This window comes from Brevibacterium ammoniilyticum, assembly GCF_038429965.1.
In the GTDB taxonomy this organism is placed as follows: Bacteria; Actinomycetota; Actinomycetes; order Actinomycetales; family Brevibacteriaceae; genus Brevibacterium; species Brevibacterium ammoniilyticum.
In genome coordinates, this window is sequence record NZ_BAABNP010000001.1 from 413,393 (window position 1) to 439,893 (window position 26,501).

At 69.6% G+C, this 26,501-nt stretch carries 18 protein-coding genes; 9 read left to right on the forward strand and 9 right to left on the reverse strand.

Features of this window, described 5'->3' with window-relative positions; genetic code table 11:
• Window positions 1-59: 59 nt before the first annotated feature.
• Complete coding sequence (locus tag AAHA49_RS01930) at window positions 60-1,178, reverse strand: P1 family peptidase (protein ID WP_342037010.1); 1,119 nt, start codon at window positions 1,176-1,178, stop codon at window positions 60-62.
• Window positions 1,175-2,689, reverse strand: coding sequence for an aminopeptidase P family protein (locus AAHA49_RS01935; protein WP_342037011.1), 1,515 nt, complete (start codon window positions 2,687-2,689; stop codon window positions 1,175-1,177). The genes AAHA49_RS01930 and AAHA49_RS01935 overlap by 4 nt, the downstream gene beginning before the upstream one ends.
• Window positions 2,690-2,770: 81 nt before the next feature.
• On the opposite strand from AAHA49_RS01935, the gene AAHA49_RS01940 reads away from it, so the two are divergent.
• Window positions 2,771-3,628 (forward strand): PHP domain-containing protein, encoded by an 858-nt coding sequence (locus AAHA49_RS01940; RefSeq protein ID WP_339391906.1) that lies wholly within the window; start codon window positions 2,771-2,773, stop codon window positions 3,626-3,628.
• A 150-nt stretch (window positions 3,629-3,778) separates the two neighbouring features.
• On the opposite strand, the gene AAHA49_RS01945 is transcribed toward AAHA49_RS01940, so the two are convergent.
• Entirely contained in the window at window positions 3,779-5,263 is a 1,485-nt protein-coding gene (locus tag AAHA49_RS01945) for a DEAD/DEAH box helicase (RefSeq protein ID WP_342037012.1), read from the reverse strand.
• A gap of 61 nt (window positions 5,264-5,324) precedes the next feature.
• Here AAHA49_RS01945 and AAHA49_RS01950 point away from each other — a divergent pair, with 61 nt between their 5' ends.
• Window positions 5,325-5,957 carry a ferritin-like fold-containing protein gene (locus AAHA49_RS01950; RefSeq protein ID WP_342037013.1) on the forward strand — a complete coding sequence of 211 codons (633 nt, stop codon included), beginning with the start codon at window positions 5,325-5,327 and terminating at the stop codon, window positions 5,955-5,957.
• Between the two features lie 158 nt (window positions 5,958-6,115).
• Here AAHA49_RS01950 and AAHA49_RS01955 read toward each other — a convergent pair whose 3' ends face one another.
• Together AAHA49_RS01955 and AAHA49_RS01960 are read right to left on the reverse strand one after the other, a co-directional pair.
• Window positions 6,116-6,340, reverse strand: coding sequence for a DUF3107 domain-containing protein (locus tag AAHA49_RS01955; RefSeq protein ID WP_342037014.1), 225 nt, complete (start codon window positions 6,338-6,340; stop codon window positions 6,116-6,118).
• Window positions 6,341-6,452: 112 nt separating this feature from the next.
• Window positions 6,453-7,052 carry a TetR/AcrR family transcriptional regulator gene (locus AAHA49_RS01960; RefSeq protein ID WP_342037015.1) on the reverse strand — a complete coding sequence of 200 codons (600 nt, stop codon included), beginning with the start codon at window positions 7,050-7,052 and terminating at the stop codon, window positions 6,453-6,455.
• Between the two features lie 75 nt (window positions 7,053-7,127).
• Between AAHA49_RS01960 and AAHA49_RS01965 the strand changes: the two genes are divergently transcribed.
• Window positions 7,128-10,469 carry a PD-(D/E)XK nuclease family protein gene (locus tag AAHA49_RS01965; RefSeq protein WP_342037016.1) on the forward strand — a complete coding sequence of 1,114 codons (3,342 nt, stop codon included), beginning with the start codon at window positions 7,128-7,130 and terminating at the stop codon, window positions 10,467-10,469.
• On the forward strand, window positions 10,466-13,570 hold the full coding sequence (locus AAHA49_RS01970; protein ID WP_342037017.1) for an ATP-dependent helicase: 3,105 nt from the start codon (window positions 10,466-10,468) through the stop codon (window positions 13,568-13,570). The genes AAHA49_RS01965 and AAHA49_RS01970 overlap by 4 nt, the downstream gene beginning before the upstream one ends.
• A 4-nt stretch (window positions 13,571-13,574) precedes the next feature.
• Here AAHA49_RS01970 and AAHA49_RS01975 read toward each other — a convergent pair whose 3' ends face one another.
• Window positions 13,575-14,603, reverse strand: a complete 1,029-nt coding sequence (locus AAHA49_RS01975; RefSeq protein ID WP_342037018.1) for a phosphotransferase — start codon at window positions 14,601-14,603, stop codon at window positions 13,575-13,577.
• A 114-nt stretch (window positions 14,604-14,717) separates the two neighbouring features.
• Here AAHA49_RS01975 and nudC point away from each other — a divergent pair, with 114 nt between their 5' ends.
• Window positions 14,718-15,689, forward strand: coding sequence for an NAD(+) diphosphatase (gene nudC / locus AAHA49_RS01980; protein ID WP_342037019.1), 972 nt, complete (start codon window positions 14,718-14,720; stop codon window positions 15,687-15,689).
• A complete protein-coding gene (locus AAHA49_RS01985; protein WP_342037020.1) occupies window positions 15,686-17,725 on the forward strand; it encodes an ATP-dependent DNA helicase UvrD2 in 2,040 nt (679 codons plus the stop codon). Before nudC ends, AAHA49_RS01985 begins: the two co-directional genes overlap by 4 nt.
• Here the strand turns inward: AAHA49_RS01985 and AAHA49_RS01990 are convergent.
• Window positions 17,702-18,577: a hypothetical protein gene (locus tag AAHA49_RS01990; RefSeq protein WP_342037021.1), complete on the reverse strand. Its 876-nt coding sequence runs from the start codon at window positions 18,575-18,577 to the stop codon at window positions 17,702-17,704. The two genes, AAHA49_RS01985 and AAHA49_RS01990, sit on opposite strands and share 24 nt — an antisense overlap.
• Window positions 18,578-19,115: 538 nt before the next feature.
• Here AAHA49_RS01990 and AAHA49_RS01995 point away from each other — a divergent pair.
• Entirely contained in the window at window positions 19,116-19,667 is a 552-nt protein-coding gene (locus tag AAHA49_RS01995; RefSeq protein ID WP_342037022.1) for a M48 metallopeptidase family protein, read from the forward strand.
• On the opposite strand, the gene AAHA49_RS02000 is transcribed toward AAHA49_RS01995, so the two are convergent.
• A complete protein-coding gene (locus AAHA49_RS02000; RefSeq protein WP_342037023.1) occupies window positions 19,651-20,253 on the reverse strand; it encodes an NUDIX hydrolase in 603 nt (200 codons plus the stop codon). The two genes, AAHA49_RS01995 and AAHA49_RS02000, sit on opposite strands and share 17 nt — an antisense overlap.
• Window positions 20,254-21,801, reverse strand: coding sequence for a zinc-dependent metalloprotease (locus AAHA49_RS02005; RefSeq protein WP_342037024.1), 1,548 nt, complete (start codon window positions 21,799-21,801; stop codon window positions 20,254-20,256).
• 258 nt (window positions 21,802-22,059) lie between these two features.
• On the opposite strand from AAHA49_RS02005, the gene AAHA49_RS02010 reads away from it, so the two are divergent.
• Window positions 22,060-23,100, forward strand: coding sequence for a YlbL family protein (locus AAHA49_RS02010; RefSeq protein WP_342037025.1), 1,041 nt, complete (start codon window positions 22,060-22,062; stop codon window positions 23,098-23,100).
• Window positions 23,097-26,093: a UPF0182 family membrane protein gene (locus AAHA49_RS02015; protein WP_342037026.1), complete on the forward strand. Its 2,997-nt coding sequence runs from the start codon at window positions 23,097-23,099 to the stop codon at window positions 26,091-26,093. The genes AAHA49_RS02010 and AAHA49_RS02015 overlap by 4 nt, the downstream gene beginning before the upstream one ends.
• Window positions 26,094-26,501 lie beyond the last annotated feature (408 nt).

Sequence of the window (26,501 nt, forward strand, 5' to 3'; positions counted from 1 at the left end):
TCCGAGTGTTCAAGTCAGCTTGTCGTGCAGATGTTCGGGCTCGTGCGCGGTGCCTGCTGCTAGGGGATGGCGGAGAACGCTGCGGCGAAGTCGGGGGCGATGTCGGCAAGCGTCGGCGGCTGACCCCAGGACTCATCGAGCGGGCTCGCGCTGACCACGGCGTCGACGATCGCCAGGGTGATCGCGTCCGCGGCCGCCGCGGTGAGCGCGATGAGGGCGGCGCCCGCCTCGGCGGGGTCATCCGGCAGGGGGAGGTCACCGGTGGCGAGGGCGAAGGCGGTGTCACCGTCGGCGAGCGTGTGCGAAGGGCGCACGGCTCGGGCGATGCCCGGATGCCCGCCGGCGGCCAGGCACGCGGTCTGCGCCGTGTCGAGGCAGGCGTCGGTGGCGACGATCGCAAGCGTCGTGTTCGTCGCCGAGGCGGTCGGTGCGGGGTCGGGGACCGGCAGCCCGGGCAGCGGCGGCAGGTCCAAGCCGAACTCGTCGAGCAGCGGTCCCGCCCACAGCGCCCCGGACTCGGTGCCGATCGTCCCGAACGGGTTGGCGACGACGAGGGCTGCGACCGTGTACCCGCCGGGCACGGACACCGACACGGAGCCGAGAGAGCTGCGCAGGGTCTGCCTTCCGGCCCGTGCCCCGCATCCGACGCCGAGGCTGCCCCGGACGTCCACGGGCGCCGCCGGTCCAGCGGCGCCGGCATCGCGGTCGGGCGTGCCGACTCCGCCCAGTCCGACTTCGGCCGGTCCGACTTCGGCCAGGGCGGCGCGGGCGGCGTCGGCACCGTCGGTGATCGTCGGGGGAGCGGGCTGCCCGCCGCGCCCGAGGTCGTAGATCGCCGCCCCCGGCACGATCGGCACGACCGCGTCGGTCAGCCCGGGGGCGGGGAAGCCGCGCCCCGCCTCGGCGAGCACCTGGGAGACTCCGGCGATCGAGCGCAGGCCGATTGCGGACCCGCCCGTGAGCACGAGCGCATCCGCGCCGTAGGCGTGGGCGAGCGGGGAGAGGACATCGGTCTCGTGGGTGGCCGGACCCCCGCCGCGGACGTCGACGCTCACACTCGAGCCCGCGGGCGGGAGGAGCACGGTGACGCCGGTGAGCCGCTCGGGGGTGAGCTGGCCGGCATGACCGAGCGAGATCCCCGGAACCTCGAGGATCCCCCGCCCGCGGGTCGCGGTCATCGTCCCTGGACCCAGGCTTCCACCTCGGCGCGGGTGCGCGGGAAGTCGGCGGAGAGGTTCTCCACACCCTCGGCGGTGACGAGGACGTCGTCCTCGATGCGCACGCCGATGCCGCGGAAGTCCTCCGGGATGAGGAGGTCGTCGGCCTTGAAGTACAGGCCGGGTTCGATCGTGAAGACCATGCCGGGTTCGATGACGGCGTCGAGGTACATCTCCGCCCGGGCCTGCGCACAGTCGTGGACGTCGAGGCCGAGGTGGTGGCTGGTGCCGTGGACCATCCACCGGCGGTGCTGCTGGCCTTCGGGGGAGAGCGCCTCGGCGGCGGTGACCGGGAGGATGCCGAACTCCTCGAGGCGGGCGGCGATGACCTCCATGGCCGCCTCGTGGACCTCACGGAACCTCACGGGGCGCTGGGCGTGCTCGGCGGCGACGGCGAACGCGGCGTCGGAGGCGGCGAGGACGGCGTCGTAGATCCGCCCCTGCACCTCGGTGAAGGTCCCGGACACGGGCAGGGTGCGGGTGATGTCGGCGGTGTAGAGGGAGTCGACTTCGGCTCCGGCGTCGACGAGGACGAGGTCGCCGTCTGCGACGACGCCGTCGTTGCGGATCCAGTGGAGGGTGCACGCATGGTTGCCCGAGGCTGCGATCGTGTCGTAGCCGATGCCGTTGCCGTCGCTGCGGGCCGCGGTCTCGAAGGCTGTTTCGATGACGCGCTCACCGCGGCGGTGGGCCACAGCCGTGGGCAGGGAGGCGACGACGTTGTTGAAGCCGGCGCGGGTGATCGCCACGGCCTGTCGCATCTGCTCGATCTCGTGGTCGTCCTTGATCAGGCGCAGTTCGGAGAGCATCTGCGCAAGCTCCGCGTCCCCGGCCTCCGAGGTCTCGAGGTCGGCCTGGACCTGGGTGCGGGCGAGGTCGATGACGGAGTCGATGCGGGTGTCGGCCGCGCGCAGCAGGCGCACGGAGATCGCCCCGAGGTCCTTCGTGATCGCATCGTCGACGGTCGCCGAGGAGGCCGTGGCGATGCCCGTCATCGTCGCCATCGCCTCTTCGTCGGCTCGCGGACCCACCCAGTACTCGCCGTAGCGGGCGTCGGAGAAGAACTCCTCGGTGTCGGCTCCCGCCCGGGGGCGGAAGTAGAGGGTGACGGTGTGCTCTTCGCCCTCGGGTTCGAAGACGAGGACGGCGTCGGGTTCGGAGTCGGTCTCGAGGCCCGTGAGGTGGATGAACGCCGAGTGGGCGCGGAAGCGGTAGTCGGTGTCGTTCGAGCGGACCTTGAGCGAGCCTGCGGGGATGACGAGGCGCTCACCGGGGAACGCGGCGGAGACCTTCGCGCGGCGCTCAGGCGTGAAGCCGGCGGCGTCCAGCGCCTGGGCATCGAGCGGGGTGCGGTCCCAGCCGGAGGCGACGAAGTCGCGGAACGCCTTCGAGTTCGGGCGGTGCGAGCGGTTGTTCACGCGGTCGGTCAGGGGCTGGTCGGTGTCCGTGCTGGCGGCGCTGTGCTCAGTCATGCCTCCATTCTAGGCACGGGGGCAGCACCGGCTTCGAGTCGCGGGGAAGCACCGCCTCGGCGAGTGGATAGACTGGGGCCCATGGTCATCGATCTCCATGCGCACACGGCGTTCTCGGACGGGACACAGAGCCCGTCCGAACTCGTTTCAGAAGCCTCGATGGAAGGCATCGACGTCGTCGGCATCACCGATCATGACACGACCGCAGGGTGGGCTCCCGCCGAGGAGGCTGCCCGGGTCTACGGGCTCGGGCTCGTCCGCGGTATGGAGATCTCCTGCCGTCACGAAGGGGTGAGCGTCCACCTCCTCTCCTATCTCCACGACCCGTACGCGACGGGCCTGGCCAGCGTCGTCGAGGAGACGAGGCGCTCGCGCCTCGACCGCACCCACCTCATCATCGACCGCCTCGCCGAGGACTATCCCATCGACATGGATGCCGTGCTCTCCGTCGCCGGGGAGGACGCGACGATCGGGCGACCCCACATCGCCGATGCGCTTGTGGCCGCCGGCATCGTCGAGACCCGTTCCGAGGCGTTCGCGTCGATCCTCTCCAGCCACGGCAAGTACCACGTGACCCTGCCGACGATCGACCCGATCACCGCGATCCGCCTCATCGCCGAGGCGGGGGGCGTCTCCGTCTTCGCCCATCCGCGGGCGGCCATGCGGGGTCTCGTCGTCTCGGATGCGGCGATGCGCGAGTTCATCGCCGCCGGCCTCGACGGTCTCGAGGTCGACCACCGGGACAACCCGCCGAACGAACGCGAGATCATGCGCCGGCTCGCCCACGACAACGACCTCATCGTCACCGGCTCCTCGGACTACCACGGCACAGGCAAGCCCAACCGCCTCGGCGAGCATTCGACGTCCGAGCACATGCTCGCCAAACTCCTCGACCGGGCCGCGAGCCGCCCCGGGGGAGTCGAGTTCATCCAGGGCTGAGGAGAGCCCGCTGCCAGCGGCTGTCGTCGCACATGAGCAGCGGGTACAGCGATCGGCACACACGCGAAGCGCCCCGCCTCGAAGGAATCGGGGCGGGGCGCTGTCGTGCTGTGGTGCGTCGGCTGGGCAGGGAAGCCCGCCGAGGCGGGACTACTCGGCGTTCGTGTCCGAGGACTCCGAGCGGCTGGCGCGGCCGACGGGCTTGCCGCCGCGGGTGCGGCGACGCTCACGGTTCCTCCGCGGCTTGCGCGGGGCATCCGCATCCCCATCGCCGCCTCGGCGGGGATCCGAGCCGCCGCCTCGGCGGGAATCGGACGACGACCCCTGGGAGTCCGACTTCGACGACGAACCGCGGCGGCGACGCGGCCGCTCCTCACCCGTGTTGTCGGTGCTCTCCCCATGCTTGTGGGGCAGGCGGCCCTTCGTGCCCTTGGGGATGCCGAGGTCGGTGAAGAAGTGCGGCGAGGTCGAATACGTCTCGGCGGGTTCGTCGTGGTCGAGGCCGAGCGCCTTGTTGATCAGCCGCCAGCGGGGCATGTCGTCCCAGTCGACGAGGGTGACCGCGACCCCGGAGTTGCCGGCGCGACCGGTGCGCCCGATCCGGTGGACGTAGGTCTTCTCGTCCTCAGGCGACTGGAAGTTCACGACATGGGTGACGTCGTCGATGTCGATGCCGCGGGCGGCGACATCGGTGGCGACGAGGACGTCGACGACGCCGTCGCGGAAGGACTTCAGTGCCTTCTCCCGCTGCGCCTGGCCGAGGTCGCCGTGCAGCGCGCGCACCGCGAATCCGCGGTCGGTGAGTTCGGCGGCGAGCTTGTCGGCGGTGCGCTTCGTGCGCGTGAAGATGATCGTCCGACCCCGGCCCTCGGCCTGGAGCATGCGGGCGACGAGTTCGCTCTTGTCCATCGCGTGCGCGCGGTAGACGTACTGGGTGGTGTTCTTGCCCGTGAGCGAGAGGTCCTCGTTGTCGTGCGCCCGGATGTGGGTGGGACGGTTCATGTACCGGCGGGCGAGGGTGATGACGGCGCCGGGCATGGTCGCGGAGAAGAGCATCGTCTGCCGGTTCGCGGGCAGGGCCGCGATGATGCGTTCGACGTCGGGGAGGAAGCCCAAGTCGAGCATCTCGTCGGCTTCGTCGAGGACGACGGTGCGGACCTTGCTCAGCTTGAGCACCTTGCGGCCGTAGAGGTCGAGGAGGCGACCGGGGGTGCCGACGACGACGTCGACGCCTGCGGTCAGCGCATTGATCTGCGGTTCGAACTCCTTGCCGCCGTAGATCGTCACGATGTCGATGTTGCGCTGGCTCGATGCGGTGACGAGGTCCTGGGCGACCTGCTTGGCGAGTTCGCGGGTGGGGACGACGACGAGGGCCTGCGGCAGACGCGTGGCGCCGTCGGCGGGCTGGCCGCCGGGCTCGTCCTTGCCGGTGACCCGCTGGAGCAGCGGGATGCCGAAGCCGAGCGTCTTGCCCGTTCCGGTCTTCGCCTGCCCGATGATGTCGGCGCCCGAGAGCGCCACGGGCAGGGTCATCGCCTGGATGGGGAAGGGATGGGTGATGCCCGCGGCGGCCAGCGAGGCCACGATCGGTCCGGAGACCCCCAACTCAGCGAAATCGGCGTCTGTCTCCGCCATGTCTCAAACTCCTTTTGGCGCCTTCGCGCTCGTGATGGTGGCGAACCGGTACTCTTGACCTATGCCCGATTCGCACCTCTTGGCCAGTGCTGATGCTGCAACGCTCGCGCTGGTCGCCTACGGTGAGCTCACCGCCTTCGAGAGAATGGCGACGAATGCCTCCACAGCCCTCGATCTCGACGACACAGTCACTCTGTCACGACTGGCATCGCACTCATTCTCGCACTTCGAAGAGCTCTCGGCGCGCATCAGTGACTCGGGCCAGGATGTGATCGAGCTCTGCCGGCTCTTCGAACCGACGTTCTCGGTGCTCGCGGAGAGGACTCGTCCCCGTGACTGGCACGAGAGCCTCATGAAGGGCTTCGTCTTCGACGGGATCATGAACGACTTCTATCGCATGGCGGCCGACAAGCTCGAAGAGCCCGCGCACAGCCTGGCAATTGCTGTTCTCGATGATACACGGGCCTCTGACTACGTCCGCAATCGTCTGACCGCCGATGTCGCCGAGGACACGCAGCTGGCGTCCCGTCTGGCACTGTGGGGGCGCAAGCTCGTCGCCGAGACCCTCGGCCGGGCCCGCCAGATGCTCACCGGCCCCGTCCTCGGCATCGAGGAGGATCTCGTCGTCGAGGCGATCCCCGCGGTGACGGCGAACCATTCGCGGCGGATGTCCGCCCTCGGCCTCGTCGCCTAGGCGAGCTGCTCCGTGTAGAAACAGAGGAGCCCGGTCGCAATGACCGGGCTCCTCTGTTTTCATGTACGACGTGTGCGAGCGCGTCCGCATCCGGCGCGTCCGCATCCGGCGCAACTCGCGCGGCGCGTCCGCAGGTGGCGCGGCTCAGGCCGTATGACTCAGGCGGCGCCGAATCCGACGCGGCGCACAGCCTCGGTGCCGAGTTCGATGTAGCCGAGAGCGGTCGAGGGAACGAAGACCTGACGGCCCTTCGTGTCGGTGAACGTGAGCAGGGCCTCGGCCTTGACGGCGTCCTCGATGCGTGCGGCCAGCTCGGTGGCGGACTCGTCGGTCTCGAGGACGATCTCGCGCTGGGACTGGCGGACGCCGATCTTGATTTCCATGGTTCTCCTTGTGGCGTTGGTGGTCGTGTTCAGCTTAACGTCCGCACAGCGTCGGGAACTTCCCGCCATCGCTCGGCTGTGAGCGAACGCGAGGTGCAGGCACCCGCGGACTCTACCGGACGACGGTGGCGAAGGAGCTCAGCCCGCCCCAGCTCATCTGCGTGAGGAGGTCGACGGTCGCGTCGATGTCGATCTCGTGGGTGGCCTCGATCTGCTTGATGACGACCTCGGCGGTGCCGATGAGCGTCCGGCACAGCAGGTCCGCCTCGGCGTCGTCGAGATCGGTGAAGCTCTGCAGGGCGGAGACGATGCTCGCCACCGTGCCCTCGCGCATCGCCCGCACCCTGGCCTGGGCGGCGGGTTCGTAGACGTCGGAGTTGAAGAGGATGACGAACTCCTCACGATGGGAGATCGCGAAGTCGAAGTACGCCCGGTAGGTCGCGCGGATCCGTCCGCGCGGGTCATCGGTCGAGTTGAGCGCGTGCTCGACCTGACCGGCCAGGTGCCTGGCCGAGTCGTCGATGAGAGCGAGGTAGAGGTCCTGCTTCGACGCGAAGTGCTGGTAGAGCACGGGCTTCGACACGCCCGCCTCCTCGGCGATCGTGTCCATCGACGTCGTCCGGTAGCCGCGGCCGGCGAAGACCGCACGCGCGACCCCGACCAACTGGTCTCGTCGCTGTTCACGGGGCATTCTCTGCTGCGGGCCCGGCATCCTCCAATGTTACGCGAAGTCGGGGCGTGAGCCGGGCGGATCGGCCGTGTCAGCGGTCCGTGATGGAATGAGTCCATGGACGATCTGACCTCCGAGCTCACCGCCGCACTGCTGGCCCGCACCTCATGTGCGATCGTCGGGCGTCCGGGCACCGGCAAGACGAGTCTGCTCACCGAGGTCTACGGCCGACTCGTGACCTCAACCGATCCGTCCTCCGTCCTCGTCCTCACCCCCGACCGCGACCACGCCGACGTCCTCCGCAACACCCTGCCCGTGCCCGCCGAGGCGGTGCTGCGGTCCGCCCCCGCCCGGAGCCTGTCCTCGTTCGCCTACGGTGTGGTCCGGGCCGCGCACGCGACGGCGACGGGGGAGGACCTCGAGTTCGTCTCGGGTGCCGACCAGGACGTCTTCCTCGCCGACCTCCTCGCCGGGCACGAAGCCGGGCACGGTCGCCGACCGGACTGGCCTGCCGACATCACCGCCGAGGTGCGCGCCACCTCGGCGTTCCGCACCGAGGTCCGCGATGCCCTCAACCGGGTCATGGAGTTCGACTTCGGCGTCCGCATGCCCGCCCCCACCGAGGCGGGGGAGCTCGTCTTCGACTCCGGTCTGTCCGCACTCGACCGGGTGCTCACGGTCGCCCCCGACCCCAGGTGGGCGGCGCTGCACACCGTGCTCGAGGAGTACCTCGGGATCATGAGCATGCCCGGCTACGGCGGCATCGACGCGGCCACCGTGCTCGCTCGGGCGGCGTTCGAGATCGTCCGCGAACCCGCCGAGGTGACCGCGGGCCGGCCGTGGTCGTTCGCTCCCGACCGGGTGCCCACCGTCGTCCTCGCCGATGGAGTCCAGGACTTCCCCGCCGCGAGCTGGGGACTGCTCGAGGCGCTGCGGGAGCGGGGATGCGCGATCGCGCTCTTCGGCACCCCCGAGACCGTCACGGGCCGCTTCCACGGAGCCGACGCCTCCGTGCTCGACCGCGCTGCGGCCTCCCGGGCGCACAGGACGATCGTCCTCACCGAGGTCCACGGGACCGATGCCGGGCTGCGGGAGGTCTGCGATGACTTCGGGGCGCGCATCACCACCCGGTGGTCCCTCGGGCACATGCCCAGACCGCAGGTGGCCGGCAGCGTCGGAGAACCGGAGATTGTCCGAGAGCCGGAGGGTGCTGGAGAAGCGGAGGGTGCCGGAGAGCCGGAGGCCTCCTCAGCGCCGGAGGCGACCGGGGCCGACGACGGGGTGAGCGCACCTCCGATCGAAGCGCACGTCTTCTCCAGCGCCGCCTCGCAGCATCGCTACCTCTCACGCCGCATCGCCGAGTACGTCGCCGACGGGCACGCGCACTCCGACGTCGCCGTCATCTGCCGCAACGCCTCGACCGCCCGGGTCATGGCGGGCGAACTCCAGGCGGCGGGCACGGCGACGGCGACGATCGTCCAACCCCTCAACGTCGACCCGGCCACCGCGCCGCTGCTCGAACTGCTGTCCCACGCCCCGGGACTCGACCGCGACGAGACGCTCACGGCGATCGCCCTCGAACTGGCCGGCAGCGTCTACATCCGCCTCGACCCGGTCGCACAGCGTCGCTTCCGCCGTCTCGTGCGCACGCGCTTCCCCGCCGCCGACAGCACCGCCGCCCTCGCGCTCGCGCTGCGCAGCACCGAGGACGTCACCGACATCCCCGGCCTCACCACACTCTCCCGCATGCTGCGGGCAGCCGGCGAGAACGCCGAGGCCGATCCGCACTCCGCGCTGTGGGCGATCTGGGACGCCTCCGGTGTCGCCGACCGCTGGCAGGCCGAGGCGCTGCGCGATCCCGACGGGCAGGCCGGGGCCCGCCTCGACTCCGTGCTGCGGCTGTTCACTCTCGCGGAGAAGATCGCCGACCGCGGCGGCTTCACCGCACGGTCGTTCGCCGGGATCGTCGCCGAGCAGGACATCGCGCAGGACTCGCTGGCCCGCACGGCCGGCTTCGCCGACCATGTGCGCGTGGGCACCCCGGCCTCGCTCGCGCACGTCCGGGTCCCGTGCGTCATCATCGCCGAGGTCGACGAGGGAGTGTGGCCAAACCCGAAGCTGCGCGGCGGGATGCTCGGCCTCGGCGACCTCGTCGCCCTGCTCGACGGCAGTGAGCCGATCACCGCCGCGCCCGGCTACCACGCCCACGCGAAGCGGACGAACCTCCGTGAGGAGGCCGAGCTGTTCTACACCGCGCTCACCCGCGCCTCGGAGCACGTCATCGTCACCGCGCTCTCCGACGCCGAACGCTCACCGTCGGCGTTCTTCGACGTCATCGCCGCCGGCACCCAGCGGGGTGCGTCGGGAGCCGACGGGTATGCGATCACCGACGAGGGCGAACTGCCGCCGCTCGACCTCACCGAGATCGCCTCGCTCGCCCGCGCCCATCTGCTCACCGCCGCCAAGGACGCGGGCACCCTCTCGGCCGGGGAGGGGCAGACCGGGAACGATCTGGCCGGTACCGGGCCGGCCGAAGACGGGTCGACCGCACCGGACGAGCAGACACGGCAGTGGGCGCAACTGAGCGCCGCCCTGACCGCTGCCGGTGCCGAGACGGGCTCACCCGAGGACTGGCGGGAGGCCGAGGACATCAGCTCCACCGCCCCGCTCTTCGACGCCGACGACGTCGTGACGATCTCACCCTCCCAGGTCGAGACGTTCTCCGACTGCTCCCTGCGCTGGTTCCTCACCCGCCACGGCGGCGACCGCGGAGCGACGACCGCGCAGAACCTCGGCACGATCCTCCACGCCGTAGCCGAACACCATCCCGACGGACCCACCTCGGCGATCCGCGCCTACGTCGACCGCGAGTTCGCGAGCCTCGACTTCGCCACCGAGTGGGAGCGCGACCGCGAGCACACGACGGCGATGGCCATGGTCGACCGCCTCGGCGAGTACATCGACAATGCCCCGGGCACTGTCCTCGGGGTCGAAGCCCGCGTCTACGCGACTGGGGTCGACGATCTCGGTCAGGAGTGGAAGGTCACCGGCCGTCTCGACCGGGTCGAGGACGTCGGGGACGGCGTGCGCATCGTCGACTTCAAGACGGGCAGACTCGTGCCGGCAGGAGCCGAGATGGCCCGGCACGCGCAACTCGGCGTCTATCAGGAGGCCGTCGACGAAGGCATCCTCGAACTCCCCGACGGCCGGACGGTCGACGCGGTCTCGGCCGGAGCCGAACTCGTCTTCCTCCGGCGCACGGGCGCGACGACGAGGCTCCAGGGAGCCGTGAGCGCCGACGAGGACCCCGCTTGGGCGAGGCACCTCATCGGGGAGGTCTCGGCAGGCATGCGCGCCGCCCACTTCCCGGCCCGCGTCGAGCAGACGACGTGCCGGACCTGCCCGGTCCGCTCCTCGTGCCCGGCGATCGGACCCCACATGCTGGAGGACCCCTCATGAGATTCAGCGCCGACGATCTCGCCCGCCTCACCGCGGCCGACCCCGCCCGCGCGTTCGGACCCAGCGACGAACAGCGCAGGATCATCGAAGCCGATCCCGCCGCCTCGATGAAGGTGACCGCGGGCGCCGGTTCGGGCAAGACGACCGTGATCTCCCAACGCGTCGTCTGGCTCGTCGCCAACGGCCACGTCGCCGCCGAGGAGATCCTGGGACTGACATTCACACGCAAGGCCGTGGGCGAACTCGGCAGTCGGATCCGGGTGCTGCTGTCCCGGCTGCGGCACAACCTCGGCGAGGACTCCGCCCTCAGCCTGCCCGGCCTCGACTACCCGACGGTCTCGACGTACAACTCGTATGCCGCGGCCATCGTCGGCGAGCACGGGGCGAGCATCGGGATCGAACCCGAGACCGTCCTCCTCGATGAGGCGGCCGCGCACACGATCGCCGCCGAGGTCCTCGATGCGGCCGGGCCCGAGGACATTCCCGGCGGCTACGCCCGGGACACGATGATCGCCGACATCATCGACTTCGCGGGGGCGATGAACGATCACGGCCGCGACGTCCCCGAGGTCACCGGGTACCTCGAGGAATGCCTGGCGGCCCTCGTGTCCTCGAAGGGCAAGCCCGTCGACCCGAACGGTCGCCGCCGCAAGCTCGAGGAGAAGAAACGACTGGCCGTCCTCGCCGGGGAGTACATGACCGCGAAGCGACGACACCTGGCCATGGACTTCTCCGACCAGGTCCGCTTCGCCCAGCGCATCGTCGACGAGGTGCCGCAGGCCTTGGCCGCCGAACGGGCCCGCTGGCGGATCGTCCTCCTCGACGAGTTCCAGGACACCTCGGTCGCCCAGCTCACCCTGCTCTCCACCCTCTTCGGACGCAGCGCGGTCACCGCCGTCGGCGACCCCCGGCAGGCGATCTACGGCTGGCGGGGAGCGAGCGCGGACAACATGATCCGGTTCGAGTCCGACTTCACCGATGTCCTCCCGCTCACCCTGAGCACGAGCTGGCGCAACGACGCCTCGATCCTCACCGTGGCCAACCGGATCGCCGACGGACTCGGCGGCCGACAGGAGACCCCGCTGACCACGCGCCCGGATGCGGGAGTGGGCGAGGTCGTCGTCGACGTCTCCTCCGGAGCCCACGACGAAACCTACCTCACGGCGGGTCTGCGCAGCCTCACCGAGTGGGCCGCCGCCCTGCCCGCCGGGTCGTCGACGGCGGTGCTCTGCCGCAAACGCGCCCATTTCGCTCCGGTGAGTGCGGCGCTCGAAGCCGCCGGGTTCGCCGTCCACGTCCACGGGTCCTCGGGGTTGCTCACCGACCCGTACGTCGCCGACCTGCGTGCCGTGCTCTCCGCCGCCGTCGACCCCATGGCCGGCGACGAGGTGATGCGTCTGCTCAGCGGCCGACTCCTCGGCCTCGGCGCGACCGACATCGCCGCGCTCTCGCGCTTCACCCGCCGTGAGGCGGAGCGGCGCAGCGTCGCCGACGACGTCGTGCCCGAATCCATCGACGTCCCGACGATCATCGAGGGCCTCGACGAGCTCATCGACACCCCCGCGAACCGGGAGACGGGTCTGAGCCCGGCTGCCCGGGCCCGCCTCGTCCGCTTCGCCCGGGCCCTGCGCGCGGTGCGCTCGGGATCGGGCACGGTCACCTCCGTCGTGCGCGCGGCCCTCGACGAGACCGGCATCGACTCCGACATCTGGGGGCTCAGCGAGGCGCTGCGCCGACTCCACCGGCAGGCGATCGACGGCTTCCTCTCCGCCGCCGCGCAGTACTCCGCGTCCGTGGACCGCCCGAGCGTGCCGGGATTCCTCGAGTGGCTCTCCCTCATGGAGGCCAAGGACGCCCTCAGCGTCGCCGAGCCCACCGTCGCCCCCGGAGCGATCAACGTCATGACCGTCCACGCCTCGAAGGGCCTCGAGTTCGACGCCGTCGCCGTTCCCTCGCTCGTCGTCAAGGACTTCCCGACCGAACCCCGGGACAAGGAGGGGTGGATGGGGCGGACCTCGCTGCCGTATCCGCTGCGCGGGGATCGGGAGCACCTCGTGAAGTTCGACCTGCGGGAGGCGCAGTTCGAGACGAAGAAGGCCCTCGACGAGTGGGTGAACGAGTTCATCCGGCCCGAGATCGACGCCGCCCACGAACAGGAGGAACGCCGCCTGGCCTACGTCGCGTTCACGCGGGCCAAGCATCATCTGTGGCTGGGCGCTGAGCTCATGGGCTCCCGCTCCACCCCGGACGAGCTCTCCCCGTTCCTCACCGAGGCCGTCGCCGCCGCCGGCCTGTCCCCGGAGATCCCGGAACCGGCGGAGGAATCCGCGGCCGATCGGATCGAGACGAGCATCTGGCCGGTGCCGCGGGAGAACCGGGTCGCCTGGGCACGACTTGCCGGGTCCTGGGTGGAGAGCGCCGGCAGTCCCGAACTCGATGCGCTGGCACGCGGTGACTCGGATGTCGCGGTCCTCGCCCGGCGAGCCCAGCGCATCCTCACCCAGCCGCGACCGAGTGCCGCGGGCAGGCTTCCCGATCGGCTCTCGGCGACCGACCTCGTCTCATGGCGCAGGGACCCCGACGCGTTCCGCACTCGGACCCTGCGGCCGGTCCCGGAACCCCCGAGCCGGGCGGCCGAGATCGGCACGAGCTTCCATGCGTGGGTCGAACGTCACTTCGGGCAGGCGAGCATCGACGTCGACGACGACGAGGTCGCACGCCGCGGGGACACGGCCCTGCTCGAACGCCTCCAGGAGACGTTCCTCGCCTCGGAGTTCGCGACCCGTCAGGCGGCGGAGATCGAGATGTCCTTCGAACTCGTCCTCGGCCGCTTCCGCGTCCCGGGCAAGATCGACGCCGTCTTCATCGCAGGGGATCACGCCGAGGTCGTCGACTGGAAGACCTCGAAGACCCCGGATGCGCAGACGCTCGAGGTGATGAAGTGGCAGCTCGCGCTCTACCGGTTCGCCGTCCAGCGCGTCCACCCCGAGGTCTCAGAGGTGACCGGGACGTTCTACTTCGTCGGCAGCGACGAGGTGGTCAGCGTCACCGACCTCCCCGACGAGGAGGAGGTCATCGCCTGGCTTGAGGCCCACGACTGACAGGTCAGCGGGCGGTCTCGGCCGAGGGGTCGTCGGCGGGATCCTGCGACGAGGATCCGTCGGCCCTGTCCTGGGAGGTCGATCCTTCGGCGACGTCCTCGGCGGACACGGGGGCCGTGGGCACATCCGAGCCGTCGGGGCGCAGCAGCACCTGATCGAACGAGGTGAGGAGGTCCGCAGCATCGGCGATGGCCTCCTCGTCGCCGGACTCGACGGCCTCGAGCAGCCAGTCGAGCACGGCGAACTCCGCAAGCAGCTCGGCGCGGGTGACGATGTGGTCATCGGCCCTGGGCCGGGAGTTTCGGTACTCGGTGAAGAACGTCGGGACGGCGGCGGGATCGATGAGCGCCGAGGCGGCGGCGAGATCGATCGCCGGATCGGACACGCGCATCCGGCCGATGTCGGCGAGAGCGAGGACGCGCTCCTCATCGGTGTAGACGCTCGCCTCGTCGAGGGCTCCGTGGATCGGGGTGGCGAGGAAATGCCAGAGCGCGACCTTCTCGAACTCCTCCTCCCAGTGCTGGAGCAGGGTCGCCGGCACCCGACCCGTGGCCGCGGCCTGATCGAGACGGTCGAGGATCTGGAACTGGAAGCGGGAGGGCTCCTCGACGGGGAACCCGGCGTCGGAGATCGGTTCGGGGGCAGCGGAGTGGATCGTCGCGAGCGTCTGGGCGAGCGAACTGGCCCGGGCCACATCGGCGATCGGCTCATCGCCGACCGGGGCGCCCGGCAACGGGTCGGACAGCGTCACGGTCACCGGGGACGGGGTCGCGAAGACGCTCTCCTCGACCTCGGTGATCGCTCGCAGGTGGGGCCAGGTGAAGTCGGCGTGCGGGTATGCGGATTCGTAGATGCGGGCCGCCTCGGCGGTCGAACCGGCGTCGGCGGAACGGTCGATCCGCGTATGCGCGGTGGCGACGTACTCGGTCTGCCCGTCGGTGATGAGGATCCTCACACCGGCATCGAGTGCCGGCAGGGAGGTCCATGTCGTCGGGGAGAAATCGTCGAGCATCGTCGCTGCGACTGCTGCCAACTTGAGCGCCTTCGTATCCACCTTCCCCAATGTACCGTCTGCCGTCTCCGTTGCCCGGGGATTCGGGCGCTGAGCGTGTCCGGCGCGTCAGGGGGCTGAGCTATCGTGGAGGCCATGGAACCGCTGCCCTTCGTCACGCCCGTCAGTCTGGCCCGGCAGGGCATCGACCGCGATCATCTCGGACGCGGCGGCGGTGACTTGGGGCAGGCGTGGGCGGCCGGGGCATTGGCGGTCTTCGAACACCGCGGTTCGCTGCTCGTCGCCCGTGGCGGTCTCTTCCGTGCCGAACGCGGGCTCGTCCCAGCCGACCAGACCGAGGTCTACCTCGGCCGCGACGGCACCCAGCGCTTCATCGGGATCGGCCTCGACGATGCCGGACGCAGCACCCTGGACACGGCCCTGGCCGCCTCGCGGGCCCGCGACGCCACCGACCTGCTCACCGCCCCCGGCTCCGGCATCGACAGCGCCGAACCCGTGTGGCTGCCGCTGCGGGAGCTCGCCGAGGCGCTCGACGACGTCGACGTATCCCCGGCCTGCGAACTCGTCGCCGTGAGCAACTGGCACCGCGCCCACCCGTTCTCCCCGCTCACCGGAACCCCGACCGAACCCGTGGCCGGCGGCTGGGTGCGCCGGGATCCGGAGACCGGCAGCGAGCACTTCCCGCGCACCGATCCGGCCGTCATCGTCGTCATCGTCCACACCGACGAGGACGGCGTCGAACGCGTGCTGCTGGGCAACAACGCCGCGTGGCCGGCCGACCGGTTCTCCCTCCTCGCCGGGTTCGTCGAACCAGGGGAGACTCTGGAGAACGCGGTGATCCGGGAGATCTGGGAGGAGGCGCACCTGCCGGTGGTCAATCCGCGCTACCTCGGCTCGCAGCCGTGGCCGTTCCCGTGCTCGCTCATGCTCGGATTCTCCGCCGAGGCGACGACGAGGGACTTCGCGGCCGATGAGACGGAGATCGCCTCACTGCGCTGGTTCACCAGGGAGGAGCTGACCGCGGACATCGCCGCCGGGCGGGTGAGCGCACCGGGCACCGTGTCGATCGCCGGGCAGCTTCTGCACGCCTGGCTGGAGAACGCGTGAACGCTCGCGCAGCCGGCCTCCTCGCCGCCCTCGACGACGAGCAGCGTGAGGTCGCCACCCACTTCTCCTCCCCGGTCATCGTCCTCGCCGGGGCCGGCACCGGCAAGACCCGGGCGATGACGCACCGTATCGCCTACGGCATCGCAACCGAGGTCTTCCCCGCCACCCAGGTCCTCGCCCTCACCTTCACCGCGGAGGCGGCCGGGGAGATGCGGGCCCGGCTGCGCTCCCTCGGGGTGCCCGCCGTGCAGGCGCGCACCTTCCACTCCGCCGCCCTGCGCCAGCTGCGGTTCTTCTGGGACCGCTTCGCCACCGGGGACTTCCCGCGCATCATCGAGAACAAGACGGGCGTGCTCGCCTCGGTGATGCAGGAGCTCGGGATCGAGGTCAGCCGGGAGCTGACCCGCGATGTCGCCGCGGAGATCGAGTACGCCGCGGCCTCCCTGCTCGGCATCGCCGACTATGCGACGAAGGCGCAGGCCAGGGACCTTCCCGGCGACCTCGGGGTCGAGGACATGGTCCGCATCGCCGAAGCCTACTCGGAGGCGAAGACCCGCGGACGCCTCCTCGACTTCGAAGACGTCCTCCTCGTCCTCGACGGTGTGCTCTCCGAATACCCGGCCATCGCCGCGGAGATCAGGCAGCAGTACCGGCACTTCGTCGTCGACGAGTTCCAGGACGTCTCACCCCTCCAGTTCGACCTGCTCTCCCGGTGGCTGGGACCCCGGGAGAACCTCTGCGTCGTCGGCGACCCCGCACAGACGATCTACTCCTTCGCCGGCGCCGACGCCTCCCTCCTCGAGGCGCTGCCCTCGACCCTTCCGTCGTCGACGACGATCCGCCTCGTGCGCAACTACCGGTCGACGCAGTCGATCGTGACAACGGCCAACAGCCTGCTGCGCCACACCTCGCGCACCGCCCTGAGCCTGCGCACCGACAATCCCGAGGGCAGGCCTCCGCGGATGACCGAGTACCCCACCGACGAGGCGGAGGCCCTCGGCGTCGTCCAGGCGATCACCGCCGAGGTGCGGGCGGGTCGCCGCCCCCGCGACATCGCGGTCCTCTTCCGCACCAACGGGCAGAGCCCCGCCTACGAGCAGGCGCTCACGGGCGCCGGGATCCCGTATGTGCTGCGCGGCGGGGAGCGATTCTTCGCCCGCAAGGAGGTCAAGGAGGCCGTCCTCATGCTCCGGGCGGCCCGTGCCGCCGCCGGGGCCAGACCCCTGCCGGAGATCGTCGCCGAGGTGCTCGTGAGCGCCGGCTTCACCCGCACTCCACCGCCGCCCGGCGCGAGCCGACAGAGATGGGAGTCGCTCAAAGCCCTCGTCGATCTCGCCGAGACCCATCAGACGGCCTCGGAGCTGCCCGTGCCGCTCGAGGACTTCCTCGCCGACCTCGCCGACCGTGCCGAACACCAGTTCGCCCCCGACATCGAAGGGGTGACGCTCGCATCGTTCCACGCGGCCAAAGGCCTCGAATGGGACAGCGTCCACCTCGTCGGACTCAGCGAAGGACTGCTGCCGATCAGCTACGCCCAGACCCCGCGGGCCATCGCCGAGGAGCGTCGGCTCTTCTACGTCGCCCTCACCCGCGCCGGCACCGACCTGTCGCTGAGCTGGTCGCTGGCGCGGCACGAGTCGAAGCAGAAGCCCCGCGCCGCCTCACGGTTCCTCGCCGAACTCGGCCGCGTGGAGTCCGGCACCGGCAGCGGGCGCAGACCCAGCGCCACGGTGACGACGAACCGCTGTCGGGTCTGCGGACGCGTCCTCGTCTCCCAGGTCGACCGGTCCCTGGGCCGGTGCGCGAACTGTCCCGCCGAGGTCGACCTCGCCCTCCTCGACCAGCTGCGTCGGTGGCGGGCACGGGTCGGACTCGAACAGGGACTGCCGCCCTACCTCGTGCTCACCGACACCTCCCTCTCGGCGATCGCCGAGATGCGCCCGAGCGACCTCGGCGCCCTGGCACGGGTGCCCGGGGTCGGGGCGACGAAGCTCGAACTCTACGGCGCGAGCCTACTGCGCCTGCTCGCCGGCTAGGTCGAGGCCCGGCACCGGCACCCGGCAGTGACAGCGCGGGTGGAACTCAAGCGGTTCGTCCGCGGCGAGGCCGGTGCGCAGATCCACCCTCCTGCACACCGCATCCTCGGTGTCCGTGAGAAGGGCGCGACGCAGCACGAGGGCGAGGTGGACGGCCCCGACACCGGGAGAGAGTGGGTCTCCGAGTTCGTCCCGGTCGCTGAGCGCCCTGATCCGCGGGTACTGGTCGAACCAGTCCGCATCGGCGTCCTTGAACCCGAGGCACGCGCAGATCGTGCACGGTGTGCGCCCGGGTCGGACCAGTCCGGTGATCGTCACGGTGAACTCCCCGCACACGATCTGGCAGTGGTCGATCTCCCGGTCGACGAGCCACGTGGCGGAGTGGAGATCGGGTACGAGATGCGCGGTGGAGACGACGACGGGCCGGCCGAGCACCTCGACGTCCTCGACCCTCGTCGCCTGCGAGACCGCGAATCCGGCCAGCGAGAGCTGGTGGGCGACGGGAGCGCGGAGGGGACCGAGGACGCTGACCGGCCGGGCGGCGAAGACGCCTGAGACCTCGCCGGGCGGGCGGCGGAACAGTCGCGCGGTCGACAGCGACCTCGAACCCTTGGCGACCGCCGAGGCATCGGCATCCATGAGGACGTCGGCCTCGGCGAGCAGGGAGATCAGCGAGGTGGCTCGCGCGAGATCGATGCCGAGCTCCTGCGCGCGGGCATGGAACTGGGCTGAGCCCAACCCCATGCGCAGGTCGTCGATGAGTGAGGCCTCGGCGGGGAGGAGTCCGTCGATGAGGACGGGATCCTCGACGCCGAACTGCAGGCAGGTGTGGCTGCGCCATGTGATCGGCACGCTCGGACAGATCCTCAGCATCGGGCACCTCATCGTGGGTTCGGGCCATCAACGCTAGTGACTGCGCGTCCCGAGCGCCAGAGCGAGATCAAGTCTGTGGAAAAGCCTGTGGAAAAACGGAAGAGGACAGGCCGGAAAGTGCTTCCGACATGCCCTCAACCGCATAGTGCCCCAGGCGCTCGCGGTGACTCGTGCGGCTTCCCCTTCCGCACGCATCTCCGGGTTTTCCGGGGTCAAACATAGAACCTATGCCCCATTCCCGGCCCCGTCAATGGCGCTTCGGGCCGCCGCGACGTCACTGACTGTGGATAAGGTGTGGACAAGCCGCGACGGGCTGTGGAGGACCACCGTGGGGCGAGCGGACCGGGAATCGATCCACTCCGGATGAATGCGTAGGTCACTTCCGATGACGGGCGATCCCGACCGGTGCGGAGGTCTGTGGACACACGCCCGTGGACACCGCACACGGATACTCAGGAAACTCACAAGTAACACCGTGCTGGTCTCTCGTGTCAGTGCGCCTCCCTATCATGGGGGAATGGCAGCAGCAGACCGGTGGACGGAAGAGCGAGTGCTGCGGGCGATCGCCCGCGGCGAGATCGTGGTGCGGCGTTCGGCGCGGCGGAAGAAGACGATCGCGGTGTCGAAGGAGGTCGACACGTTCGTCCTCAGCGCACCGATCCGCTACAGCGTCGAGTCGAACATCCGCGCGCTCACCGATCTGTTCAACCGCCTCGCCGCGAGAGACCACTCCTCGGCCGCCGACCTTGTCGAGCTCGCCGCGGAGCTCAGTCAGCGGTACTTCTCCGGGCGACTGAGACCGGCCTCGATCAGGTGGGTGACGAATCAGAACCTCAGCCGGTGGGCGTCGACGACGACCTCGACCGGCGACATCAGGATCTCGCATCGGCTGCAGGCGGTGCCCAGGTGGGTGCTCGAGACCGTCATCGTCCATGAGCTCGCGCACCTGCAGATCGGTCCGCACACGAAGGAGTTCCACGCTCTCGCCGACCGGCATCCCAGGCAGGCCGAGGCGAAACTCTTCCTCGACGGCTTCAGCGCGGGGGAGCGGTTCAGCCGCGGGGCGTGAGCGGTTCAGCGGCGGGGCTGAGGCCCTCGGGTGCGGCGCGATCGAACTGCTCGACCGCGCTGCGGTAGAGCTGCGGAAGCCTGACGACGAGATCGGGCATGAGTGCCTCCGGCAGCTGCGAAAGGGGGAACCACGCGACGTCGAGGGACTCCTCGGAGACAGCGGGCAGCTGTGAGACGGGCGCGACGGCGGCGAAGACGACGTCGAAGTGGCGACGGCACGTGCCGAAGTCTCCGGCCAGATCATGGACGTGGAGGTCGATGGGGGCGGGAGAGACCCAGGTGAACGAGTCGAGTCCGCTCTCCTCGACCGCCTCGCGGGAGGCCGCGGCGTGCAGGCTCGCATCCGCGGACTCGAGGTGCCCGCCGAACTGCATCCACCGTCGGGCCCGACGGTGGTGGGTGAGCAGCACCGCCTCGGCGGCGGGATCGACGACGAGGCAACTCGCGGTCACATGCTCAGCGGTTCCCTGGCGGACGAGTGCCGCGGGGCCCGCTGCGGCGAAGAGCTGCGCGAACGCCTCGGCGAACCCGCCGGTGCGCACGGCACCGGCGACCTCAGCGCGCGCGGTGTCGAGGGTGATCATTCACTTCTCGTCGCGCTCAGGCGGTGTGCCACCCTCACCGGCATCGTCCGTGCCGGAATCCGAATCGTCGGAGCCAGCGACGTCGGTGCGGGAGTCCGAGGCGTCTGTGCCTGTCTCAGCGCCTTGGGTGCCGGTATTCGTATCACCCGCGCCTTCGGTCTTGGAGCTTGCATCGCTCGTGCCCTCGGTGCCCTCGGTGCCGGCGGCTCCCTCGGCGAGGATGCGGCTGAGCGCCTCGTCGAGCGTCGACTCACCCTCCCATTCGGCGCGCCGGCGTTCGCTGTAGCCGAGCGGATCGTCGAGATCCTCCGTCGTCGGCAGCAGGTCGGGGTGCGAGAAGACCTTGTCGCGGGCCTCGGCACCGCCCTGCGTCTCGAGGTAGGCGAAGAGAGCCGCGGCGTCGCGGAGGCGACGCGGATTGAGCTGGAGTCCCACGAGGGTGGAGAACGTCTTCTCCGCCGGTCCTGCGGTCGCCCGGCGACGGCGCAGGGCCTCGCGGATCTGCTCGCGGGCCGGCAGCTTCTCACACGCGGCGTAGACGACGACATCGACCCAGCCGGCGATGACGGCCAGGAGGTTCTCCAGGGTCGTCAGGGCCCGCTTCTGCTCATCGGTGGTCGGCGGGTTGAACAGTCCCTGCCGGATGTTGTCGGACAGGTCCGAGATATTCGACGGATCGATCGACGACGCCATCTCCTCGATCTGCGAGGTGTCGACCTTGAGTCCCTGCGCATACCGGGTCAGTGCGGTCTCGACCTGCGCACTCAGCCACGGTGCGCGTTCGAACAGGGCAAGATGCGCAAGCTCCTGAGCGGCGAGGTAGATGCGGACCTGGGAGACCTCGACGCCGATCTCCTCGGCGAAGGCGTCGAGGTTGGCCTCGACGAGCACGGCCTGGTCGTGGGGGAGCAGCGGCAGACCCACCTCGGTGCCGGTGAGCACGCTCTCCGACAGGGCACCGACGGCCTGACCGATCTGCATGGAGAACATCGAATCGCTCATCGTGGAGAACATCGACGAGGCTCCAGCGAGGATGCCCTTCATCTCCTCGGGCATCTGCGTCTGCAGCGTGTCCGTGAGTGCCGTCGACATGTTCTCCTTGATCGGGAGGACGAACCGCTGCCAGCCCGGCATCGTGCGCGTGACCCACTCGGCCCGGGTCAGTGCCGCCGAAGTCCGGTTGGTCACGGGGAGGTCGGTCGCCTCGGCGAGCCAGAGCTCGGAGAGACGGAAGGCGTCGGTGGCGGCATGGCCGGCGTCATCGCTGACGGCCGGATCAGGGGAGGGGACGCTGCGCAGCGCCACCTGGGTCGCCTGCGCCGACGGGTCCGCGCCCTGGCCGAAGAGGCCCTGCATCTGATTCATGATCGTCGCCATCATCGCGGGATCGATCGAGAAGCCCTGCGCACCGCCGGCACCCTGCGTCCCATCGGCGCCGCCCTGGCCGCCGGGGCCGCCCTGGCCGAAGAGCATGCCGAAGATCTGCTCGAACGGGTTCTGCTCGTTGCCGTTGCCGTTGCCGTTGTCATTGGTGTTGTCGTTGCTCATGATCTCACGCGCCTTCACTCGTAGTCATCACCACGTTAACGGTCCTCCCTGTCAGAAGCTTCCCAATCCGGTGCGATGTTCGCACCGGGCGAAAGGAGTCTGAGAAATCGGTGACCGGGATTCAACTAGACTGGTCACGCGGTGCAGCGAAAGGAATACATGTCAGAGAATGCCCCCCGGGCCGTGCCGGTGACGGCACCGTCCCAGCGGAGCCGACCACGTCGACGTTCACCCCGTTTTGCCACAGTGTCCGGCGTCATGACCTATCTCCTCATCGCGCTTGCCGTGCTGCTGCCGGTGCCCTACATGCTCCAGCTGCCGGGGCCGGTGTTCAACACCCTCGGCGACTACCAGGGCAAGCCGATGATCTCGGTCTCCGGTGCCCAGACCTATCCCACCTCCGGTGAGATCGACATGCTCACCGTCGCTGTGAGCGGGGGACCTGGCCGTGACACGTACGCCTCGCAGGCCCTCGGCGCGCTGCTGCACGGCAAAGAGACGGTCGTGCCCACCGAGGCCTACTACCCGCTCGAGACCACCCGCGAACAGGTCGCGGAGTCGAACTCGGTCGAGATGACCTCGAGCCAGGACGTCGCCGTCGCCGCGGCGATGGAGCAGCTGGACAAGCCGTACTCCGTCTCCCTCCTCGTCGACGAGGTGACCCCGGGGGCTCCTGCGGACGGTCAGCTGCGATCGGGTGACCGGATCCTCTCCGTCAACGGCACCTCGCTGAAGTCCGATCCCGAAGCGGCGACGAAGATGAGCCGGACCGTCCGGGACTCGGCCTCCGTCGACCTCGTCGTCAGCCGCGACGGCAAGGACGTGAACCTCACACTCACACCCGGCACCGTCGACGGGCGCAAGGCCATCGGCATCACGATGAAGCAGGACTTCGAGTTCCCCGTCGACGTCACGTTCAACGTCGACGGCATCGGCGGACCCTCTGCCGGAACGATGTTCGCCCTCGCGATCGTCGACGAACTCACCCCGGGAGCGATGACCGGCGGCAAGCACGTCGCCGGCACCGGCGAGATCACCCCGTCCGGCCAGGTCGGACCCATCGGCGGTGCCCGTCAGAAGGTGGCCGCCGCGACCGCGAAGGGCGCGAAGCTCTTCCTCTCTCCGGCCGGCAACTGCGCCGAGGTCATCGCCGCGGCCGACCAGTCGAAGATCACCGTTGCACGCATCGACACCCTCGACGACGCACAGAACGCCGTCGAGGGCTTCGCCGCCGGCGACACGTCATCACTGAAGACGTGCCCGGCAGGCGAGACCACCAATGAGAAAGGGAAGCAGTGAGCACTTCGTCCTCACCCACCTCCGCGAAACTGCCCGGATCGGGTTCCAAGCGTTCCCCGCTGCTGCTCACCCTCGTGTCGGTGGCGATCCTGCTCGTCGCGTTCATCGCCTTCACCCAGGTCTACACCGAGGTGCTGTGGTTCGGTCAGCTCGGAGCCTCCGATGTCTTCCGCACCATGTGGTTCACCCGCGGTCTGACCTTCCTCGGCGGCTTCGTCGTCATGGCCGTGCCGGTGTGGCTGAGCCTGCACCTGGCCTACCGCAACCGCCCCGTCTACGCGCCCACGACGCCGCGGCAGGAGAACCTCGACCGCTACCGTGAGGCCATCGAGCCTCTGCGCCGCGTCGCGACCCTGGCGATCCCCGCCGTCGTCGGCATCCTCGCCGGCATCACCGCCTCGTCCCAGTGGAGCACGGTGCTCCAGTGGATGAATGCGAGCTCGTTCGGGGAGTCCGACCCGCAGTTCGGCATCGACAAGTCCTTCTTCGTCTTCGTCCTGCCGGGCCTGCGCCTCATCGGCGATCAGCTCGGCATGGCCCTCGTCCTCTCGCTCATCGCCGCCCTCGTCGCGCACTACCTCTTCGGCGGCATCCGCCCCGGCGACCAGCGGGGCATCGTGCTGACGAAGACCGCCCAGTGGCAGATCGGCATCACCGTCGCCGTCCTCGTCCTCGTCCAGGCCGGTCGCCTGTGGCTGGCCCGCTACGACCGGCTCACCGCGACCGGCGGCATCGTGCCCGGCGCGACCTACGTCGACGACCGCGCCGCCCTGCCGGCGATGGCGATCGTCGCGATCGCGGCGGTGCTCGTCGCCCTCCTCTTCGTCTACACGGCGTGGAAGGGCAACTGGCGGATCTCGATCATCGCGACCCTCACCCTCCTCGTCCTCGGCGGCGTCTCGATCATCGCCTACCCGGCGCTCGTCCAGCAGTTCCAGGTCAACCCCTCGCAGCAGAGCCTCGAGTCGGAGTACATCCAGCGCAACATCGACGCCACCCGGGAGGCCTTCGACTTCCAGGACATCGAGGTCACCCCGTACGAACCGAGCACGAGCGGTGAGAAGGGGGCGCTGCGCTCGGATGCGGAGACCGCGGCATCCATCCGCCTGCTCGATCCCAATCTCGTCTCCGACACCTTCCGCCAGCTGCAGCAGGTGCGTCCCTACTACTCGTTCCCCGCTCAGCTCGACGTCGACCGCTACAACATCGACGGACAGATGCGCGACACCGTCATCGCGGTGCGTGAGCTCAGCCCCGCCTCGGTGAACAACCAGAGCTGGTACAACCGGGCGATCGTCTACACGCACGGATTCGGCGTCGTCGCCGCCAACGGCAACCAGCGCAATCCGGACGGCGAACCGACGTTCATGGAGTCCGACATCCCGCCGAAGGGCGAGTTCCCCGACTACGAGCCGCGCGTGTACTTCGGCGAGAGCTCACCCGAGTACTCGATCGTCGGCGCGCCGGAAGGCGCGACCCCGCGCGAGCTCGACTACCCCTCCGACGAAGAGGGCGGTTCGGGCCAGGTCAACAACACCTTCCAGGGCAGCGGCGGACCGTCGGTGGGCAATCTGTTCAACCGTCTGGCGTATGCGCTGAAGTACCAGGACGAGCAGATCCTGCTCTCCGACGCGGTCAACTCGAAATCGCAGATCCTCTACGAACGCAATCCGCGTCAGCGCGTGCAGAAGCTCGCGCCGTTCCTCAAGATCGACGGCGACCCGTACCCGGCCGTCGTCGACGGGAAGATCAAGTGGATCCTCGACGGCTACACCACCGCGAAGGACTACCCGTACTCGACTCCGCAGCCGCTGCAGGAGGCGACCGAGGATTCGACGACGGCTTCGGCTCCGGGCACGGTGGCGACACTGCCGGACGAAGAGGTCAACTACATCCGCAACTCCGTGAAGATCACCGTCGATGCCTACGACGGCTCGGTCGACATGTACCAGTGGGACAAGAACGACCCGGTGCTCAAGACGTGGATGAAGATCTTCCCCGGCCTCATCCAGTCCTCGGACCAGATGTCCGGTGACCTCATGAGCCACGTCCGGTACCCGGAGGACCTGTTCAAGGTCCAGCGCGAGTTGCTCACCCGCTACCACGTGACGACGGCGAGCGAGTTCTACACCGGTCAGGACTTCTGGGCGCTGCCCACGGATCCGACGAAGAACGCCAACAGCGGGCTCACCCAGCCGCCGTTCTACATGACCCTGCAGATGCCGGGCCAACAGGCACCGTCGTTCTCGCTCACGAGCTCCTACATCCCGGCCCGCTCCTCGGAAGGCCAGTCGCGGAACAACCTCACCGGGTTCCTCTCCGCTGACGCCGATGCGGGATCGACGAAGGGGCAGATCTCGGAGAACTACGGCAAGCTGCGGCTCCTCCAGCTGCCGCGCAACACGACGGTGCCCGGTCCCGGTCAGGCGCAGAACAACTTCAACACCGCGCCCGAGGTGCAGCGCAGCCTCAACCTGCTGCGTCAGGGCGAGTCGCAGGTGCAGAACGGCAACCTGCTCACGCTGCCGCTCGGCGGAGGACTGCTCTACGTGCAGCCCGTCTACGTCCGCTCGGCCGGTGAGACGTCGTATCCGCTGCTCCAGCATGTGCTCGTCGCCTTCGGTGAGAACATCGGCTTCGCACCGACGCTCGACGAAGCGCTCGATCAGGTGTTCGGCGGCGACTCCGGCGCCCAGGCCGGCGATGCCGGAACCGAATCCGGCGGCGGAGGGACCTCGGGGACCTCCGGCGGTGAAGGCGGTTCGGGAGCCTCGGACAATAAGAGCCTCAACGACGCGCTCCAGGAGGCGCGCAAGGCCATGGAGGACTCGGACGCCGCGCTCAAGGACGGCAACTTCGAGGAGTACGGCAAGGCGCAGGACCGTCTGCGCAAGGCCATCGAGGATGCGGTGGCCGCCGACCCCTCGATCGCCGAGAACGGCGGAGCATCGCCGGCTCCGACGACGCCGGCCCCCGAGCAGGGCGGCAACTGAGCCGGTACTGAACTGAGACAGCGCTGAGCTGAGAGAGGCCGCGGCTCCCGGAGGATACCTTCGGGAGCCGCGGCCGTCTGCGTTCCTGGCAGCGGGTGGTACTCGATCCACACGTGCTTCTGCCGGTGGCCGGTACTCGATCCATGCGCACTCCGAAATCCGCGTCGCGGGCGACGCGGATTTCCAGCCCCGCGTGGATCGAGAGCACGCGAAGTCGGCGGAGCAGCGATTTTCCGCCTTGGCGTGGATCGAGGGTGACCAGGCAGGGGAGGGTGGGGTGGAGCCCGGATCGAGAGCAGGTGGCTTTCGACGAAGCAGCGATATTCGGGCTATAGGACAGAAAGTGTGTCTCGGATCAGGCTCGTGCCCAGCAATCCCAACGGCAATACCCGGTTTGCTTAGCTGATC

Bases quoted from the DNA above. Each gene is read 5' to 3' on its own strand.
- AAHA49_RS01950 (WP_342037013.1), top strand. From the start codon at position 5,325: ATGCCCGATTCGCACCTCTTGGCCAGTGCTGATGCTGCAACGCTCGCG.
- AAHA49_RS01965 (WP_342037016.1), top strand. From the start codon at position 7,128: ATGGACGATCTGACCTCCGAGCTCACCGCCGCACTGCTGGCCCGCACC.
- AAHA49_RS02005 (WP_342037024.1), bottom strand. From the start codon at position 21,801: ATGAGCAACGACAACACCAATGACAACGGCAACGGCAACGGCAACGAG.
- AAHA49_RS02010 (WP_342037025.1), top strand. From the start codon at position 22,060: ATGACCTATCTCCTCATCGCGCTTGCCGTGCTGCTGCCGGTGCCCTAC.
- AAHA49_RS01935 (WP_342037011.1), bottom strand. From the start codon at position 2,689: ATGACTGAGCACAGCGCCGCCAGCACGGACACCGACCAGCCCCTGACC.
- AAHA49_RS01995 (WP_342037022.1), top strand. From the start codon at position 19,116: ATGGCAGCAGCAGACCGGTGGACGGAAGAGCGAGTGCTGCGGGCGATC.
- AAHA49_RS02000 (WP_342037023.1), bottom strand. From the start codon at position 20,253: ATGATCACCCTCGACACCGCGCGCGCTGAGGTCGCCGGTGCCGTGCGC.
- AAHA49_RS01960 (WP_342037015.1), bottom strand. From the start codon at position 7,052: ATGCCGGGCCCGCAGCAGAGAATGCCCCGTGAACAGCGACGAGACCAG.
- AAHA49_RS01945 (WP_342037012.1), bottom strand. From the start codon at position 5,263: ATGGCGGAGACAGACGCCGATTTCGCTGAGTTGGGGGTCTCCGGACCG.
- AAHA49_RS01970 (WP_342037017.1), top strand. From the start codon at position 10,466: ATGAGATTCAGCGCCGACGATCTCGCCCGCCTCACCGCGGCCGACCCC.
- AAHA49_RS01930 (WP_342037010.1), bottom strand. From the start codon at position 1,178: ATGACCGCGACCCGCGGGCGGGGGATCCTCGAGGTTCCGGGGATCTCG.
- AAHA49_RS01955 (WP_342037014.1), bottom strand. From the start codon at position 6,340: ATGGAAATCAAGATCGGCGTCCGCCAGTCCCAGCGCGAGATCGTCCTC.
- nudC (WP_342037019.1), top strand. From the start codon at position 14,718: ATGGAACCGCTGCCCTTCGTCACGCCCGTCAGTCTGGCCCGGCAGGGC.
- AAHA49_RS01940 (WP_339391906.1), top strand. From the start codon at position 2,771: ATGGTCATCGATCTCCATGCGCACACGGCGTTCTCGGACGGGACACAG.